Raw genomic sequence first — 14,283 nt, 5'->3', positions numbered from 1 at the left:
GTAGTGGGCAGGGACTCAGGCAGCGTCGACGCGCGGCTGATCGGTCGCCCGCGCGACCAGCACCTGCCAGGTCGCGCCGATGAGCAGCAGCGCGCTGCCGAACATGTGGGCGATGACGAGCGCGACGGGGAGATCGGTCGCGAACTGGACGAATCCGATCACGCCCTGCAGTGCGAGCAGCGCCACGAAGACCAGCGCCGAGCGCTGCTGCGGACGCGCGAACACGCGGGCGTACACGAGTGCGGCCAGGCCCAGACCGACCAGGACGAACACCGCGTCGGCGTGGAGCTGGGTGGCGTTGTCGGGGTCGAGTCCGTTCCGAGGGGCGTCGACGTCGCCGGCGTGCGGGCCGGAACCCGTGACCACCGTGCCGAGATAGATCGTCACCCAGGTCACCGCATAGATCAGCCAGGCGAGGTAGACCCCGAGCCGGCGCGTGGCCGACGCGGGGACATCGGCGTCGACGGCGGCGGGTTCGGCGGGCGTCGGGTAGGGCCGCATCCGATAGACCAGGACGGTTGCGGCCGACACGAGCGCCATCGACAGCAGGAAGTGCAGGGCGACGATCCACGGGTTGAGGTCGGTGAGGACGGTGATCCCGCCGATCACGCCCTGGAATGGGATGCCCAGCGCGATCAGGGTGACCGTCCACTTGTCGCGGCGCGCCGACCCGGCGTAGCGGAGCACCGCGACCCAGGCGGCGATCGCGATGATGATCAGCACCCAGGTGAGCATCCGGTTGCCGAACTCGATGGCTCCGTGGATGCCCAGTTCCTCGTGCGGGACGAAGGAGTTGTCGGTGCATCGCGGCCAGGTCGGGCAACCGAGACCGGAACCGGTCACCCGAACCGCGCCGCCGGTGGCGACGATGCCGACGTTCGACACGAGCAGGGCGATAGCCCAGCGGTGGACGAAGCGGATCGTCGGCCGGCCGAATCCGGGTATGAATCGCCAGACCCCACGCGCCGCCGGCCGGGGGTCGCGCTCGGCGGGAGCCGGGCCGTCGGGTCGTGTCGAAGAAGTCTGCGACGTCGTCATCGGAATCGGAACCACCTCACGGCCAAGGTGCCGGCCACTGCGGCCCACACCAGCAGGACGCCCACCCCGAAGGCGTCGAACGAACCTCGTGCGGCCATCTCCAGGGCCTCACTGAGCGCACCCGAGGGGATGCATCGTGCAAGGGTGTGCACGGCGCCGGGCACGTTGGAATCGACGACCACGAGGCTGCCGAGACCGATGAACGCGAACCACAGCAGGTTCGCCAGGGCCAGGACGACCTCGGCCTTGAGCGTGCCGCCCAGCAGCAGGCCGAGGGTGGCGAAGCAGGCGGTGCCGATGGTGATCACCAGTGCGCCGATGAGCAGGCCGAGCGCGTCGGGCCGCCAGCCGAAGGCGAATCCGATCGCGCCCAGGATGACCGACTGCAGCGCCACCACGATCAGCACCGCCACCGATTTCCCGACGATGATGCCCCACCTCGGGATCGGTGTGGCGCCCAACCGTTTCAGCGCGCCGTAGCGCCGGTCGAAGCCGACGGCGATCGCCTGGCCGGTGAACGCCGTCGACATCACGGCGACCGTCAGGATCGCCGGGACGAAGAGCGTGGCGCGCTCGGCCGGACCGGCGCCGAAGGTCGTGTTGATGGGCAGCAGGCACAACCCGATGAGCAAGGTGATCGGGATGAACATGGTGAGCAGCAACTGCTCACCGTTGCGGAGCAGGAGCTTGAGCTCGAGAGTGGACTGGGCGACGATCATCGCCGTCAGGGATGCCGGGCGCGGCGCGGGACGGAACATGCCCTCGGCGAAGAGGGCCGTCTGGGGAGCGGGGGAGTTCACTGTGGGGCTGTTCACTGTCGTAAGGCCCGTCCGGTCAGGTCGAGAAAGACGTCTTCGAGACTCCGGGTCTCGACCCGCAGGTCGGTGGCGAGGACGTTGATCTTGGCGCACCAGGCGGTCACGGTCGCGAGCACCTGCGGGGTCATCGGGCCGAGGACGAGGTAGGAGCCCGGGTTGGACTCGGTGCAGTGATATCCCTCGGGCAGTGCGAGCGTCAGCATCGACAGATCGAGTCCGCGGGGCGCGGTGAACCGCAATTCGTTCTCGGCGCCGGTGCTGGTGAGGTCGGCGGGGGTCCCGGCGGCGACCGCGCGGCCGTGATCGATGATCACGACCTGATCGGCCAGTTGCTCCGCCTCGTCCATGAGATGGGTCGTGAGGAGGACGGACACGCCGTCGGCGCGGAGGCGGTCGACGAGCTCCCAGACGACGAGACGTGCGTGGGCGTCGAGGCCGGCGGTCGGCTCGTCGAGGAACACGAGCTCGGGACGGCCGACGATGGCGCAGGCGAGGGCGAGGCGCTGCTGCTGCCCGCCGGACAGCCTGCGGTACGACGTGCGCCGGACCTCGCCGAGCCCGAGCGCTTCGATGAGGAACTCGGGGTCGATGGGGTCGGCCGAATGCGCTGCGACCAGCCGCAACATCTCTTCGGCACGGGCACCGGGGTAGGCGCCGCCGCCCTGCAGCATCACGCCGACGCGGCGCCGGAGGGCGTCGTTGTCGGCGATGGGATCGAGTCCGAGGACCCGCACGGTGCCGGCGTCCGGTTCGGTGAAGCCCTCACAGATCTCGACGGTGGTGGTCTTGCCCGCGCCGTTCGGTCCGAGGAGGGCGAGGATCTGGCCGCGTTCCACCGTCAGATCGAGCCTGTCGACCGCGGTACGGTCGCCGAAGGTCTTGACCAGTCCGCGAACCTCGACCGCGGGAACACTCAGCAGACGATCGTCCATCTGATCGTCGTCGTTGATCTGCCGAGAAGTCGTGCCGCGCACACAGGTCAGACTAGGCGCTCGGACCCCGCGGACGAAAAACGCCGTTCGCGGGTGCGGTGGGGGATCGTCACCGCGTCGGCGCGTTCTCCGCGGGCTCCGGGGTGTCGTCGGAGGCCCCCGTTCTGCGACGACGCCATCGGCGCGGTGACCGGTCCTCGAAGAACAGCGCGGTCAGCGCTGCGACCATGATCACACCTGCCAGAAGACCCTGCGCGAGAACGACTCCGCTGGTGTTGGAGCTCGTCGGCATCACCACGATGGCGATGATCGCCGATGCGGAGATGGTCGAGATCCGGAACCACGGGCCGGTCGCCCAGGCAGCCAGCGGAATGACCGCCCACAGCAGGTACCAGGCCTGGACGAACGGGAAGAACAGCACGACTGTGGCCATCGACACACCCAGCGCGCCCAGCGGATGCAGGCGTCCGCCCAACGTCGCGAGCATCCACCGGATGATGAAGAGGCCGGCGACGAGCTGCCCGATCGGGCGTGCGACCTCGAGGATCGCCTGGGTGTGCTCGCCGAGTCCGAGGGTCACACCGATCCGACCCGTCGTCACCCCGAGCAGCGTCGGCATCGACATCCACGACCGGACGATCTCGCCGGTCGACAGCGTGCCCGTCCAGCCGAATCCGAGCCCGGTCGCCAGCGAGATCCCGACCATCACGATGCCGAGCACGACCACGTAGAACCCGGCGGAGACGCCGAGGGCGTACACCGACCACTTCGACCGCGTCCACCACTCCCGGACGGGTGCGTGCCGCAGGGCGGGCAGCGTCGCACCCCAGCGCATCGCCAGGGCGATGCCGACGAAGCCGAGCGCGAGCATCGAGGTCACCTTGATCATCGCCGACGCGGCGAGAACGGCTCCACTGGCGATCAGGATCCAGCCTGCTCTCGTGGGTATCAGCGTCCCCGGTTTCCGTAACCGGTCGACGCCGTAGATGGCGCGGAAGCTCAGCTCGAGGCCCACGAGCATCAGACCGAGCATGAGTGCCTCGTTGTGGATGCCGCCCACCAGATGCAGGATCACGAGCGGGTTCATCGCGCCGAGCCACAGGGCGGCCACCGACGACACCCCGCAGCGCTTCGCCAGTCGCGGCAGCGCCCACACGATGAGCGCGATGCCGATCAGGGCGACGATGCGATGCAGGAAGATCGCGGCGGTGATGTTCGCGCCGGTCACCTTGGTGATGCCCTCGCCGATCCACAGGAACAGCGGTCCGTAGGGCGCGGGGGTGTCCCGCCACAGGTTGGGCACCGACCGCGTGAGGATGTGGTCGACGCCCAGACCGCGAACCGGGCTCACCGAGTAGGGATCCATGCCGCGGGAGGCGATCGCACTCTGGGCCAGGTAGGAGTAGATGTCCTTGCTCAGTAGCGGAGGAGCCAGCACGATCGGTGTGATCCACAGCATGAGGGTCCGGTCGGCCTGGCGGCGGCTCATCCGTCGTTCCGGACTCCGTCCGTGCCGGACCTCGACGCTGAGGCGGCCGACGGCGAAGCGGCCGATCAGCAGCCATGCGACCACCAGGGTGATCGTGCCGCCGATCGACAGTGCGAGGGCGGTGCCGAACATCCGGGACGGGAGTGACAGCACGCGCATGCCGGCGACCGGGTTCTGCAGCACCGGCACCGCACCGGTGCCGAGGGCGCCGATCAGGATCAGGACCGAACCGGTGGCGCCGAAGAGCTTGATGCGGCGGAGACGACGGGTCTCCGCGGCGTTGAGGGGTCCGACCTCGCGTTCGTCGTCGTGTAGGCGGGCGACGGTCTTTCCGTAGTCGCCGCGCTGCTCGCTGGTGTCGGTGTCGGGGCCGACGGGGCGCTGTTTGCGCAGGCCGAGGTAGTTCAGCACGGTGATCAGGTGATTCCACACGAGTCCGAAGAAGTCCGGCACGCGGCGGCCAGCTGTGGTTTCGGGCACACGACGACTCTAATCGGCGGGGACGGATCCCTCGCCACCACCCTTTATCGGCAACATGCGGGACCGGAGGACGGAATCGGACGCATCGCTAAGGGCACCCTTGCTGGCAGCGAGGAATCAATTACGTCACACTCGTGTTGTGAAAACCATGCGGAACGATGTTGTGCTGCCCTCGGGCGGCCGCAATGCCGTGCCCTCCGCTGGTACGGCGACCCCTCACACGACCGCCGGTGCCGATGCGCACCACGACGGTCAGACCCGTGATGCCGTCCTGAACCTGCTCGTCGAAGACGGCCCGCTGACCGCGGGCGAGATCGGCGAGCGTCTCGGTATCTCCGCGGCCGGCGTGCGCCGTCACCTCGACGCGCTCACCGCGGCCGGGGACATCGAGGTCGCATCGACCGGTTTCGGTCAGCGGGGCCGCGGACGTCCGGCCAAATGGTTCCAGCTCACCGCATCCGGGCGCGGCAAGATGCGTCACGCCTACGACGACCTCGCCGGGGCGGCGATGCGCAAGCTCCGTGACCTCGGTGGTCACGACGCGGTCGCCGAGTTCGCCCGTGAACGAGTCGAGCGGATCGTCGCCGACGTCGAACCGAGCACCGATCCGGTGAATGTGGCAGACACCGTCGACGAGATCGCCGATGCGTTGACGGGTGCGGGCTACGCCGCCAACACCCGGCAGGTCGGCAACGGCATCCAGATCTGCCAGCACCACTGCCCGGTGGCGCACGTCGCCACCGAGTTCCCCGAACTGTGCGAGGCCGAGACCGCGGTCTTCACCGAACTGCTCGGCACGCATGTGCAGCGCCTGGCGACCATCGCCAACGGCGACTGCGCCTGCACGACCCACGTGCCGATGCATCCACCACCGGAATCGCCCCCGCGCGAGACCCCACTCTCCACGACCGCACCCGCCCAGCCCACGACAACCCGAAAGGCCACGCGATGACCGTCACCGATCCGGCCGCCACCACGCCGTCCGCCGCGGCTCCCCTCACACAGGAGGAGACGATCGCGTCCCTCGGGACGTACGGCTACGGCTGGGCAGACTCCGACGTCGCCGGTGCCAGCGCCAAGCGCGGCCTGTCCCCGGCCGTCGTCGCCGACATCTCGTCGAAGAAAAGCGAGCCCGAGTGGATGCTCGAACAGCGCCTCAAGGCTCTCAAGATCTTCGACAAGAAGCCGATGCCGCACTGGGGTGCAGGACTCGAGGGCATCGACTTCGACAACATCAAGTACTTCGTGCGCTCGAGCGAGAAGCAGGCCGCCTCGTGGGAGGACCTGCCCGAGGACATCAAGAACACCTACGACCGGCTCGGCATCCCGGAAGCGGAGAAGCAGCGGCTGGTCGCCGGTGTCGCCGCGCAGTACGAGTCCGAGGTCGTCTACCACTCGATCCGCGAGGATCTCGAGAAGCAGGGCGTGATCTTCCTCGACACCGACACCGGTCTCAAGGAGCACCCGGAGCTGTTCCAGGAGTACTTCGGTTCGGTCATCCCGGCCGGCGACAACAAGTTCTCCGCGTTGAACACCGCCGTGTGGTCGGGTGGATCGTTCATCTACGTCCCGCCGGGTGTCCACGTCGACATCCCGCTGCAGGCCTACTTCCGGATCAACACCGAGAACATGGGTCAGTTCGAACGCACGCTGATCATCGTCGACGAGGGTGCCTACGTGCACTACGTCGAGGGTTGTACCGCGCCGATCTACAAGACCGACTCGCTGCACTCCGCGGTCGTCGAGATCATCGTCAAGAAGGGCGGCCGCTGCCGCTACACGACCATCCAGAACTGGTCGAACAACGTCTACAACCTGGTCACCAAGCGTGCCAAGGCCGAGGCCGGCGCCACCATGGAGTGGATCGACGGCAACATCGGTTCCAAGGTCACCATGAAGTACCCGGCCGTGTGGCTGACCGGTGAGCACGCCAAGGGCGAGGTCCTCTCGGTCGCATTCGCCGGCGAGGGACAGCACCAGGACACCGGTTCCAAGATGGTCCACCTGGCACCGAACACCTCGAGCAACATCGTCTCGAAGTCGGTGGCCCGCGGCGGTGGCCGTGCCTCCTACCGCGGACTGATCAAGATCAACAACGGCGCCCACGGCAGCCGGTCGACGGTCAAATGCGATGCGCTGCTGGTCGACACGATCTCGCGCAGCGACACCTACCCCTACGTCGACATCCGTGAGGACGATGTGACGATGGGGCATGAGGCGACCGTCTCGAAGGTCAGTGACGATCAGCTCTTCTACCTGATGAGCCGCGGCCTGACCGAGGACGAGGCGATGGCCATGGTGGTCCGCGGCTTCGTCGAGCCGATCGCCAAGGAACTCCCGATGGAATACGCGCTCGAGCTCAACCGCCTGATCGAGCTTCAGATGGAAGGAGCCGTCGGCTGATGGCCGATCCGACACTCCCGGTCTCCACACCGGGCTCGCATTCGCCTGTCGTCAACAAGGGTGAACTGTTCACCTCGTTCGACGTCGACGCCTTCGAGGTGCCCAGCCCTCGCGAAGAGGCCTGGCGCTTCACCCCGTTCCGCCGCCTGCGCGGTCTGCACAACGGTTCCGCCCAGCGGACCGGTGAGGCGACCGTCGAGGTCACCGGTATCGCAGACGGTGTGACCGTGGACACCGTCGGACGCGATGACGAGCGTCTCGGCCAGGGCGGCGTGCCCTTCGATCGGGTTGCCGCACAGGCGTACTCGTCGTTCACCCAGGCCACGGTGGTCACCGTGGGCCGCGAGGTCGAGCTGTCCGAGCCGGTCACCATCACGGTCACCGGCCCCGGAGAGGGCGAGACCGCCTTCGGGCACACCCAGGTCCGGCTCGAACCCTTTGCCCGCGCCGTCGTGGTGCTGGACCAGAAGGGCGGCGGGACCTTTGCCGAGAACGTCGAATTCGTCGTCGGCGACAGCGCCGCGCTCACCGTCGTCAACGTGCACGACTGGGATGACGACGCCGTGCACGTCGCCGCCCATCACGTGCGCACCGGCCGCGACGCCGTGGTCCGCCACTTCGCGGTCAGCTTCGGCGGCAACCTCGTCCGGCTGTCGCCGATCGTCCACTACGACGCGCCGGGTGGCGACGTCGAGCTGTGGGGGCTGTACTTCGCCGACGCCGGACAGCATCTCGAGCAGCGCCTGCTCGTCGACCACAGCCAGCCCAACTGCCGCTCGAACGTGGTGTACAAGGGTGCGCTGCAGGGTGACACGAGCGGCGACCGGTCGCGCGAGGCCCACACCGTCTGGATCGGCGATGTGCTGATCCGCGCCGAGGCCGAGGGCACCGACACCTTCGAGCTCAACCGCAACCTGGTGCTCACCGACAACGCCCGCGCCGACTCGGTGCCCAACCTCGAGATCGAGACGGGCGAGATCGTCGGTGCCGGCCACGCCAGTGCCACCGGACGTTTCGACGACGAGCAGCTGTTCTACCTGCAGGCTCGCGGCATCCCCGAGGATCAGGCGCGCCGCCTGGTCATCCGCGGATTCTTCGGCGAGGTGATCGCCAAGATCGCCGTTCCCGAGCTGCGCGAGCGTCTGTCCGCCGCCGTCGAGCGCGAGCTCGAACTCGCCGGCGCCTGAACCGCTTCCGCGCCCGACCGAACCTTCCTCAGCCCGTAAGAGAGAACACAGAACATGACCACACTGGAAATCCGTGACCTGCACGTCGACGTCGCCCAGACCGACGCCGACGCCGAGCCCATCCACATCCTCAAGGGTGTGAACCTGACCGTGAAGTCCGGTGAGACGCACGCGATCATGGGCCCCAACGGCTCGGGCAAGTCGACGCTGTCCTACGCCATCGCCGGCCACCCCAAGTACCAGGTGACCTCGGGTTCGATCACCCTCGACGGCGAAGACGTCCTGGAGATGAGCGTCGACGAGCGTGCGCGTGCCGGCCTTTTCCTGGCCATGCAGTACCCGGTCGAGGTGCCCGGCGTCTCGATGTCGAACTTCCTGCGCACCGCAGCCACCGCCGTCCGCGGCGAGGCCCCGAAGCTGCGCCACTGGGTCAAGGAGACCAAGGAGGCGATGACCGCGCTGGAGATCGACCCGTCGTTCTCCGAGCGCAGCGTCAACGAGGGCTTCTCCGGCGGTGAGAAGAAGCGTCACGAGATCCTCCAGCTCGACCTGCTCAAGCCGAAGATCGCCATCCTCGACGAGACCGACTCGGGTCTCGACGTCGACGCGCTGCGCGTCGTGAGCGAGGGCGTCAACCGGTACAAGGAGCAGGAGAACGGCGGCATCCTGCTGATCACGCACTACACGCGCATCCTTCGGTACATCAAGCCCGACTACGTGCACGTCTTCGTCAACGGCCGCGTCGTCGAATCCGCCGGTCCGGAGCTGGCCGACGAGCTCGAGGAGAACGGCTACGAGCGCTTCACCTCGGCGGCCAAGGCCGGCTGAACCAACACCCCAGGAGGTGCACGTACGTGACACTCTCGCCTGAGACGACAACCGCGGCAACCGCTCTCGATGTCGAGGCGCTGCGGACGGACTTCCCGATCCTCTCGCGCACCGTTCGCGACGAGAAACCGTTGGTGTACCTCGATTCCGGGGCCACCTCGCAGCGTCCGGTCCAGGTGCTCGACGCCGAGCGCTACTTCCTGACGCACCACAATGCGGCGGTGCATCGGGGAGCCCATCAGCTCGCCGAAGAGGCCACCGACGCCTACGAGGACGCGCGCGAGGTCATCGCCGGGTTCGTCGGGGCGTCGTCGGACCAGTTGGTGTTCACCAAGAACGCCACCGAGGCTCTCAACCTGGTGACCTTCACGCTCGGAGATCCGCGCTCGGCGTCGATCCTCGGCGGATCGTCGCTGGGTCCGGGCGACACCGTGGTGATCACCGAACTCGAACACCACGCGAATCTGGTTCCATGGCAGGAACTCTGCCGTCGGACCGGTGCGACCCTGCGCTGGTACGGCGTGACCGACGACGGTCGTATCGACCTGGATTCGCTGACCCTCGACGAGTCGGTGAAGGTCATCGCGTTCACCCATCAGTCGAATGTCACCGGTGCCGTCGCCGACGTCGCCGAACTCGTCACGCGTGCCCGTGCAGTCGGTGCGCTGGTCGTACTCGACGCCTGCCAGTCGGTGCCGCACATGCCGGTCGACTTCTCGGCGCTCGACGTCGACTTCGCCGCCTTCTCCGGACACAAGATGTTCGGTCCGAGCGGCGTCGGCGCGCTCTACGGCGAGTCCGAACTCCTGAATGCGTTGCCGCCCTTCATCACCGGTGGCTCGATGATCGAGACCGTGACGATGGAGGTGTCCACCTACGCGCCGCCGCCGCAGCGTTTCGAGGCGGGTGTTCCGATGACCTCGCAGGTCGTGGGTCTCGGCGCCGCGGTGCGCTACCTGCAGACGATCGGCATGGAAGCCGTTGCCGCACACGAGCACGCGCTCGTCGGACATGCACTCTCCCGGCTCGGTGAGATCGACGGTCTGCGCATCGTCGGACCCACCACGACCGAGAACCGCGGGGGAGCGGTCGCGTTCGTCGTCGACGGCATCCACGCGCACGACCTCGGTCAGATCCTCGACGACGAGGGCGTCGCGATCCGTGTCGGCCACCACTGTGCCTGGCCGCTTCACCGCCGGTTCGGTGTGGCCGCGACCGCACGTGCATCGTTCGCCGCGTACAACACATTCGCCGAGGTCGACGCGCTGGCCGCGGCGATCGTCAAGGCGCAGAAGTTCTTCGGGGTGAACTGAGCAATGCGTATGGAGCAGATGTACCAGGAAGTGATCCTGGACCACTACAAGCACCCGCACGGTAGGGGACTGCGTGAGCCGTTCGGCGCAGAGGTGCACCACGTCAATCCGACGTGCGGTGACGAGGTGACCCTCCGCGTCGCGGTGTCCGGAGACGGCGCAACCATCGACGACGTCTCCTACGATGGCCAGGGCTGCTCGATCTCCCAGGCGTCGACGTCGGTTCTCCATGACCTGATCGTCGGCAAACCGGTCGGCGAGGCGCTGGCCACCGTCGAGTCGTTCACTGCGATGATGACCTCCCGTGGCAAGGACCCGGGCGACGAGGACATCATCGGTGACGGCATCGCGTTCACCGGGGTCAGCAAGTACCCGGCACGCGTGAAATGTGCACTCCTCGGCTGGATGGCGTTCAAGGACGCACTTTCCCAGACGGTGAACGCCCACATCGACAGTCAGAAAACAGAAGTGGAGTCAGCATGAGTGACGAGACCACCACCGCGACAGACACACCGGCAACCGACACCACGGCTACCGGCACACCCGCCGCCCCGTCCACCTCGCTGCCGGCCGTCGAGGACGTCGAGGAGGCGATGCGCGACGTCGTCGACCCCGAACTCGGTATCAACGTCGTCGACCTCGGACTCGTCTACGGCATCGAGGTGACCGACGACGCCGTCGCGAAGATCGACATGACCCTCACCTCCGCCGCGTGCCCGCTGACCGACGTCATCGAGGACCAGTCCCGCGGCGCGCTGGTCAGCAGTGGTCTCTGCACCGATCTGGAGATCAACTGGGTCTGGCTGCCGCCGTGGGGCCCGGACAAGATCACCGACGACGGCCGGGAACAGCTGCGGGCGCTCGGCTTCACCGTCTAGGTCCCAACGCTCGACGCTCATGACGTCGTGGTTCGAGTCCCGGGTCGAGCGGATGATCCGTGAGGCCACCGAACGCGGTGAGTTCGACAATCTTCCGGGCGCCGGGAAGCCACTCGACCTCTCCGACAGCGACGATCCCGACTGGTGGGTCAAACGCAAGATCCGCGACGAGAACCTGGACTCGTCGGCTCTCCTTCCCGCGCCTCTCCAATTACGCCGGGAGGCACAGGATTTCCCGGAGTCGTTGCGCGACATCGCCGACGAGGACGCCGTGCGTGAGATCCTCCAAGACTTCAACCGCCGCGTGCGCGAAGCTCATCTCGCCGCGCGTCAGATCGCGATGCCCCACAGCGTCGTCGCCCACACCATCGACGTCGACGCCATGATCCGGCAATGGCGTGAGCTTCGCCGGCGCGGATGAATCCTGCTCGGGATCCAAGAGGCCACGTCACCTGCGCTGACCGCCACGAGCTGAGACGCCGATCGGCAGTCACCGATTTCGGGCCGACGGGTCCGCGGTGGCCTCGATCCTGACGACCCGGCCGTCCCGGATGCTCAGCACGACGACGGCGAACAACCGGCGGCGGTCGTACGCCAGCAGGACCGGATCCCCGGCCGGCCCACACACCAACGTCGCGCCGGGCCCGAGATGACGCAGCAGGTTCGTGGCCACGGAATCGGGACCGTGGTTGACCTGTTTCGTCGGGGCCGGGTCGGCCAGCACCGTGCCCACACCCCAGACGGTCGGGTCGAGCACGGCGGTCAACGCCTGCAGATCGCCGGTGGCACACGCTCTCCCGGGGACAACCGGTTGAGCACTTCGAACAGCGCGGCCCGCACCTCGTCGTCGAGTGTGATCCGGTCGGCAGGATCTGCACCCGGGGCGGCCGTCTCGATGACGTCGTCGGTGTCCACACGTTCCAGGCGGGCTCGGGCGGATCGGACGTGGTCCAGACACAACCGCCCGGTCACCACGGTCAGCCACGCTCGGATGTCCTGCAGGCGTTCGATCTCGACGCGGGCCAGCCGCAGGAAAGCCTCCTGTGCGGTGTCCTCGGCAGCCCCGATGTCACCCAGCATCTGATAGGCGAGATTCACCGTGTACGGGTGGTGCTCGCGCAGGCCTGTTCGAGGGCCGCCGGATCGGTCATGTCTTCACGACGAACAAGCGTCCCGGAAAGTTACCGCGCGCAGATGTAACTTCCCCGGCCTGCGCCCCGTCCTAGATGACATGACCAACGATGACACGGCCGACGACGACATCGCCGGTCTCGATCCCCGGCCGCCCCGCTGGCTCACACCGATGAACAAGCTGGTGACGGCGGCGCAACGGGTGGGCATTCGCACCGGTCCCGCGATGGTGCTGACGGTGCCCGGTCGGAGATCCGGGGTGCCCCGCAGCACGCCGATGACACCGTTCGGGCATGACGGCGGCCTCTACACGGTCGCGGGTTATCCGGGCTCGGACTGGGCGGCCAATGCCCGGGCCGCCGGCGCCGGGACGTTGAGCCGGGGCCGGCGGTCCCGTCCGGTCAGGATCGTCGAACTCACGCCCGAGGAGTCGCGACCGGTGCTGCGCGCCTTCGCGATCGAGGTCCCGGTCGGCGTCGGATTCGCCAAGCGCAGCGGCCTCGTCGTCGACGGCACGCCGGACGAGTTCGAGGCACTCGCAGGACGACTGGCGGTGTTCCGGTTTGACGGCTGGGACAGCGAGAAGTGAGGTCAGCGGCGCTGGAAGCGCGGGGTTGAGCCGAGGTCCCCGGCCCATTCCGGCGTGGACATCGCACCGCGGGCCACGACGGCGCGGGTGCGCATGTCGACCGCCCGGATGACCCGGGTCATCGCGCCCATGGTGCCGGTCAGGTCGTCGCGACGGCTGAGGTAGCTGCGCTGCGACTCGATCGGCATGGCGAAGAACGCCTCGAAGAACGCGATCGTCTGGGTGGGGCTGAGCCGCAGGAGCGCGCTGAGCCCGCGCAGTCGAAGGTTGTGGACCGCGCGCGCCGAGGCGGGCCACAGGTCGGGGGCCGGATCGCGCCCCGCGGCCAGCGCGGCCACCACCGCATCGACGCACATCAGTGACGTGGCGACGCTGTAGCCGGTGGTCGGATTCTTGAATCCGCCTGCGGCGCCGAAGCAGAACGTCGGGTCCCGCCACGGCTGAGGCGAGGACCCGGTCAGCGGGAACGCCACGTGTTCGACGCGACGGATACCCGACGGCAACCCGCCGAGCCGGACCTCGAGCCGGCGCTTCAGCTCGTCGAGATCCAGGGCGGGCAACCCGGCCAGGCACGTCTCCTCCAGGAGATACTCGTCCCCGCCGAGCGGCACGACGTACAGGAACGACGGCAACGAGCGGCGGTCGACGATACCGCCCCGCCAGTCCATCAGCAACGCCCCGTGGCCCTCCAGAACCGGTGCGGCGGTGGCCTTGTCGACGACGATGCCGTAGGCGGTCTGTCGTGGCGCCTCGTGGGGGAGTGCGCCACGGCAGTCGACCACCACGTCCCCGGTCAGTGCCCGACCGGTGTCGAGTTGCACTCGCGCTCCGTCGATCCCGGTGACGCGGTCGGTCACGATCTCGGCGCCGTCGAGAGTCAGCGAACGTTGCAGTCCCGGGGTGTCGAACACCGTGTAACCGCGGTCGACCTCTTCGAGGGCGGTGCCGGCGACGCCGATGCGTTCGAGGCGGGCGGCGAAGGCCGTCGGATCGAGCCAGCCGGGCAACTCGTCGGACCAGCAGGCGAAGGTGGACTGCCAGACCCGTTCGGGACGAGGGTCGACCACGGTCACCGGTATCGCGGCGGCCAGCAGCCGGTGCGCGAGTGCGCGCCCTGCCGGTCCCGCGCCCACAACGATCACTCCAGCGCTCACACGTCTTCCTTCGTCGCAGCCGGTGATCCGGACGGGAACTCCG

General features: G+C 68.0%; 14 protein-coding genes and 1 pseudogene. 9 read left to right on the top strand and 6 right to left on the bottom strand.

Features of this window, described 5'->3' with window-relative positions; genetic code table 11:
• Positions 1-15: 15 nt before the first annotated feature.
• From GOAMI_RS09450 to mptB, 4 genes are all read right to left on the bottom strand, one after another.
• Positions 16-1,038: a COX15/CtaA family protein gene (locus GOAMI_RS09450; protein ID WP_006436264.1), complete on the bottom strand. Its 1,023-nt coding sequence runs from the start codon at positions 1,036-1,038 to the stop codon at positions 16-18.
• Entirely contained in the window at positions 1,035-1,838 is an 804-nt protein-coding gene (locus tag GOAMI_RS09445) for an ABC transporter permease (RefSeq protein WP_006436263.1), read from the bottom strand. The genes GOAMI_RS09450 and GOAMI_RS09445 overlap by 4 nt, the downstream gene beginning before the upstream one ends.
• 11 nt (positions 1,839-1,849) lie before the next feature.
• Entirely contained in the window at positions 1,850-2,788 is a 939-nt protein-coding gene (locus GOAMI_RS09440) for an ABC transporter ATP-binding protein (RefSeq protein ID WP_040004727.1), read from the bottom strand.
• Between the two features lie 109 nt (positions 2,789-2,897).
• Complete coding sequence (gene mptB / locus GOAMI_RS09435; RefSeq protein ID WP_040004716.1) at positions 2,898-4,730, bottom strand: polyprenol phosphomannose-dependent alpha 1,6 mannosyltransferase MptB; 1,833 nt, start codon at positions 4,728-4,730, stop codon at positions 2,898-2,900.
• A gap of 175 nt (positions 4,731-4,905) precedes the next feature.
• Between mptB and GOAMI_RS09430 the strand changes: the two genes are divergently transcribed.
• From GOAMI_RS09430 to GOAMI_RS09395, 8 genes are read left to right on the top strand one after another with little or no spacing between them, the layout of a single operon-like run.
• Positions 4,906-5,709, top strand: a complete 804-nt coding sequence (locus tag GOAMI_RS09430) for a helix-turn-helix transcriptional regulator (RefSeq protein ID WP_024497103.1) — start codon at positions 4,906-4,908, stop codon at positions 5,707-5,709.
• A complete protein-coding gene (gene sufB / locus GOAMI_RS09425; RefSeq protein ID WP_006436259.1) occupies positions 5,706-7,160 on the top strand; it encodes a Fe-S cluster assembly protein SufB in 1,455 nt (484 codons plus the stop codon). The genes GOAMI_RS09430 and sufB overlap by 4 nt, the downstream gene beginning before the upstream one ends.
• On the top strand, positions 7,160-8,347 hold the full coding sequence (sufD, locus tag GOAMI_RS09420) for a Fe-S cluster assembly protein SufD (protein ID WP_006436258.1): 1,188 nt from the start codon (positions 7,160-7,162) through the stop codon (positions 8,345-8,347). Before sufB ends, sufD begins: the two co-directional genes overlap by 1 nt.
• Before the next feature lie 54 nt (positions 8,348-8,401).
• Positions 8,402-9,175, top strand: a complete 774-nt coding sequence (sufC, locus tag GOAMI_RS09415) for a Fe-S cluster assembly ATPase SufC (RefSeq protein WP_006436257.1) — start codon at positions 8,402-8,404, stop codon at positions 9,173-9,175.
• Between the two features lie 26 nt (positions 9,176-9,201).
• Entirely contained in the window at positions 9,202-10,488 is a 1,287-nt protein-coding gene (locus tag GOAMI_RS09410; RefSeq protein WP_006436256.1) for a cysteine desulfurase, read from the top strand.
• A 3-nt stretch (positions 10,489-10,491) separates the two neighbouring features.
• Positions 10,492-10,971: a Fe-S cluster assembly sulfur transfer protein SufU gene (sufU, locus tag GOAMI_RS09405; protein WP_006436255.1), complete on the top strand. Its 480-nt coding sequence runs from the start codon at positions 10,492-10,494 to the stop codon at positions 10,969-10,971.
• Positions 10,968-11,366 carry a metal-sulfur cluster assembly factor gene (locus GOAMI_RS09400; protein WP_006436254.1) on the top strand — a complete coding sequence of 133 codons (399 nt, stop codon included), beginning with the start codon at positions 10,968-10,970 and terminating at the stop codon, positions 11,364-11,366. The genes sufU and GOAMI_RS09400 overlap by 4 nt, the downstream gene beginning before the upstream one ends.
• 19 nt (positions 11,367-11,385) lie before the next feature.
• Entirely contained in the window at positions 11,386-11,787 is a 402-nt protein-coding gene (locus tag GOAMI_RS09395) for a DnaJ family domain-containing protein (protein WP_006436253.1), read from the top strand.
• A gap of 69 nt (positions 11,788-11,856) precedes the next feature.
• Here GOAMI_RS09395 and GOAMI_RS09390 read toward each other — a convergent pair.
• Positions 11,857-12,446: pseudogene (locus tag GOAMI_RS09390) on the bottom strand (sigma factor).
• A gap of 151 nt (positions 12,447-12,597) precedes the next feature.
• Here GOAMI_RS09390 and GOAMI_RS09385 point away from each other — a divergent pair.
• The gene (locus GOAMI_RS09385; RefSeq protein ID WP_006436250.1) at positions 12,598-13,086 is read left to right on the top strand and encodes a nitroreductase family deazaflavin-dependent oxidoreductase; all 489 of its coding nucleotides are present in this window, start codon (positions 12,598-12,600) and stop codon (positions 13,084-13,086) included.
• A 2-nt stretch (positions 13,087-13,088) separates the two neighbouring features.
• On the opposite strand, the gene GOAMI_RS09380 is transcribed toward GOAMI_RS09385, so the two are convergent.
• On the bottom strand, positions 13,089-14,240 hold the full coding sequence (locus GOAMI_RS09380) for a lycopene cyclase family protein (RefSeq protein WP_040004715.1): 1,152 nt from the start codon (positions 14,238-14,240) through the stop codon (positions 13,089-13,091).
• Between the last annotated feature and the right edge of the window lie 43 nt (positions 14,241-14,283).

This window comes from Gordonia amicalis NBRC 100051 = JCM 11271 (genome assembly GCF_000332995.1).
Classification (GTDB): domain Bacteria; phylum Actinomycetota; class Actinomycetes; order Mycobacteriales; family Mycobacteriaceae; genus Gordonia; species Gordonia amicalis.
This window is presented reverse-complemented; position numbering and strand designations above follow the sequence as displayed.

Bases quoted from the DNA above. Each gene is read 5' to 3' on its own strand.
- GOAMI_RS09450 (WP_006436264.1), bottom strand. From the start codon at position 1,038: ATGACGACGTCGCAGACTTCTTCGACACGACCCGACGGCCCGGCTCCC.
- GOAMI_RS09440 (WP_040004727.1), bottom strand. From the start codon at position 2,788: ATGGACGATCGTCTGCTGAGTGTTCCCGCGGTCGAGGTTCGCGGACTG.
- GOAMI_RS09430 (WP_024497103.1), top strand. From the start codon at position 4,906: ATGCGGAACGATGTTGTGCTGCCCTCGGGCGGCCGCAATGCCGTGCCC.
- sufB (WP_006436259.1), top strand. From the start codon at position 5,706: ATGACCGTCACCGATCCGGCCGCCACCACGCCGTCCGCCGCGGCTCCC.
- sufD (WP_006436258.1), top strand. From the start codon at position 7,160: ATGGCCGATCCGACACTCCCGGTCTCCACACCGGGCTCGCATTCGCCT.
- sufC (WP_006436257.1), top strand. From the start codon at position 8,402: ATGACCACACTGGAAATCCGTGACCTGCACGTCGACGTCGCCCAGACC.
- sufU (WP_006436255.1), top strand. From the start codon at position 10,492: ATGCGTATGGAGCAGATGTACCAGGAAGTGATCCTGGACCACTACAAG.
- GOAMI_RS09400 (WP_006436254.1), top strand. From the start codon at position 10,968: ATGAGTGACGAGACCACCACCGCGACAGACACACCGGCAACCGACACC.
- GOAMI_RS09395 (WP_006436253.1), top strand. From the start codon at position 11,386: ATGACGTCGTGGTTCGAGTCCCGGGTCGAGCGGATGATCCGTGAGGCC.
- GOAMI_RS09385 (WP_006436250.1), top strand. From the start codon at position 12,598: ATGACCAACGATGACACGGCCGACGACGACATCGCCGGTCTCGATCCC.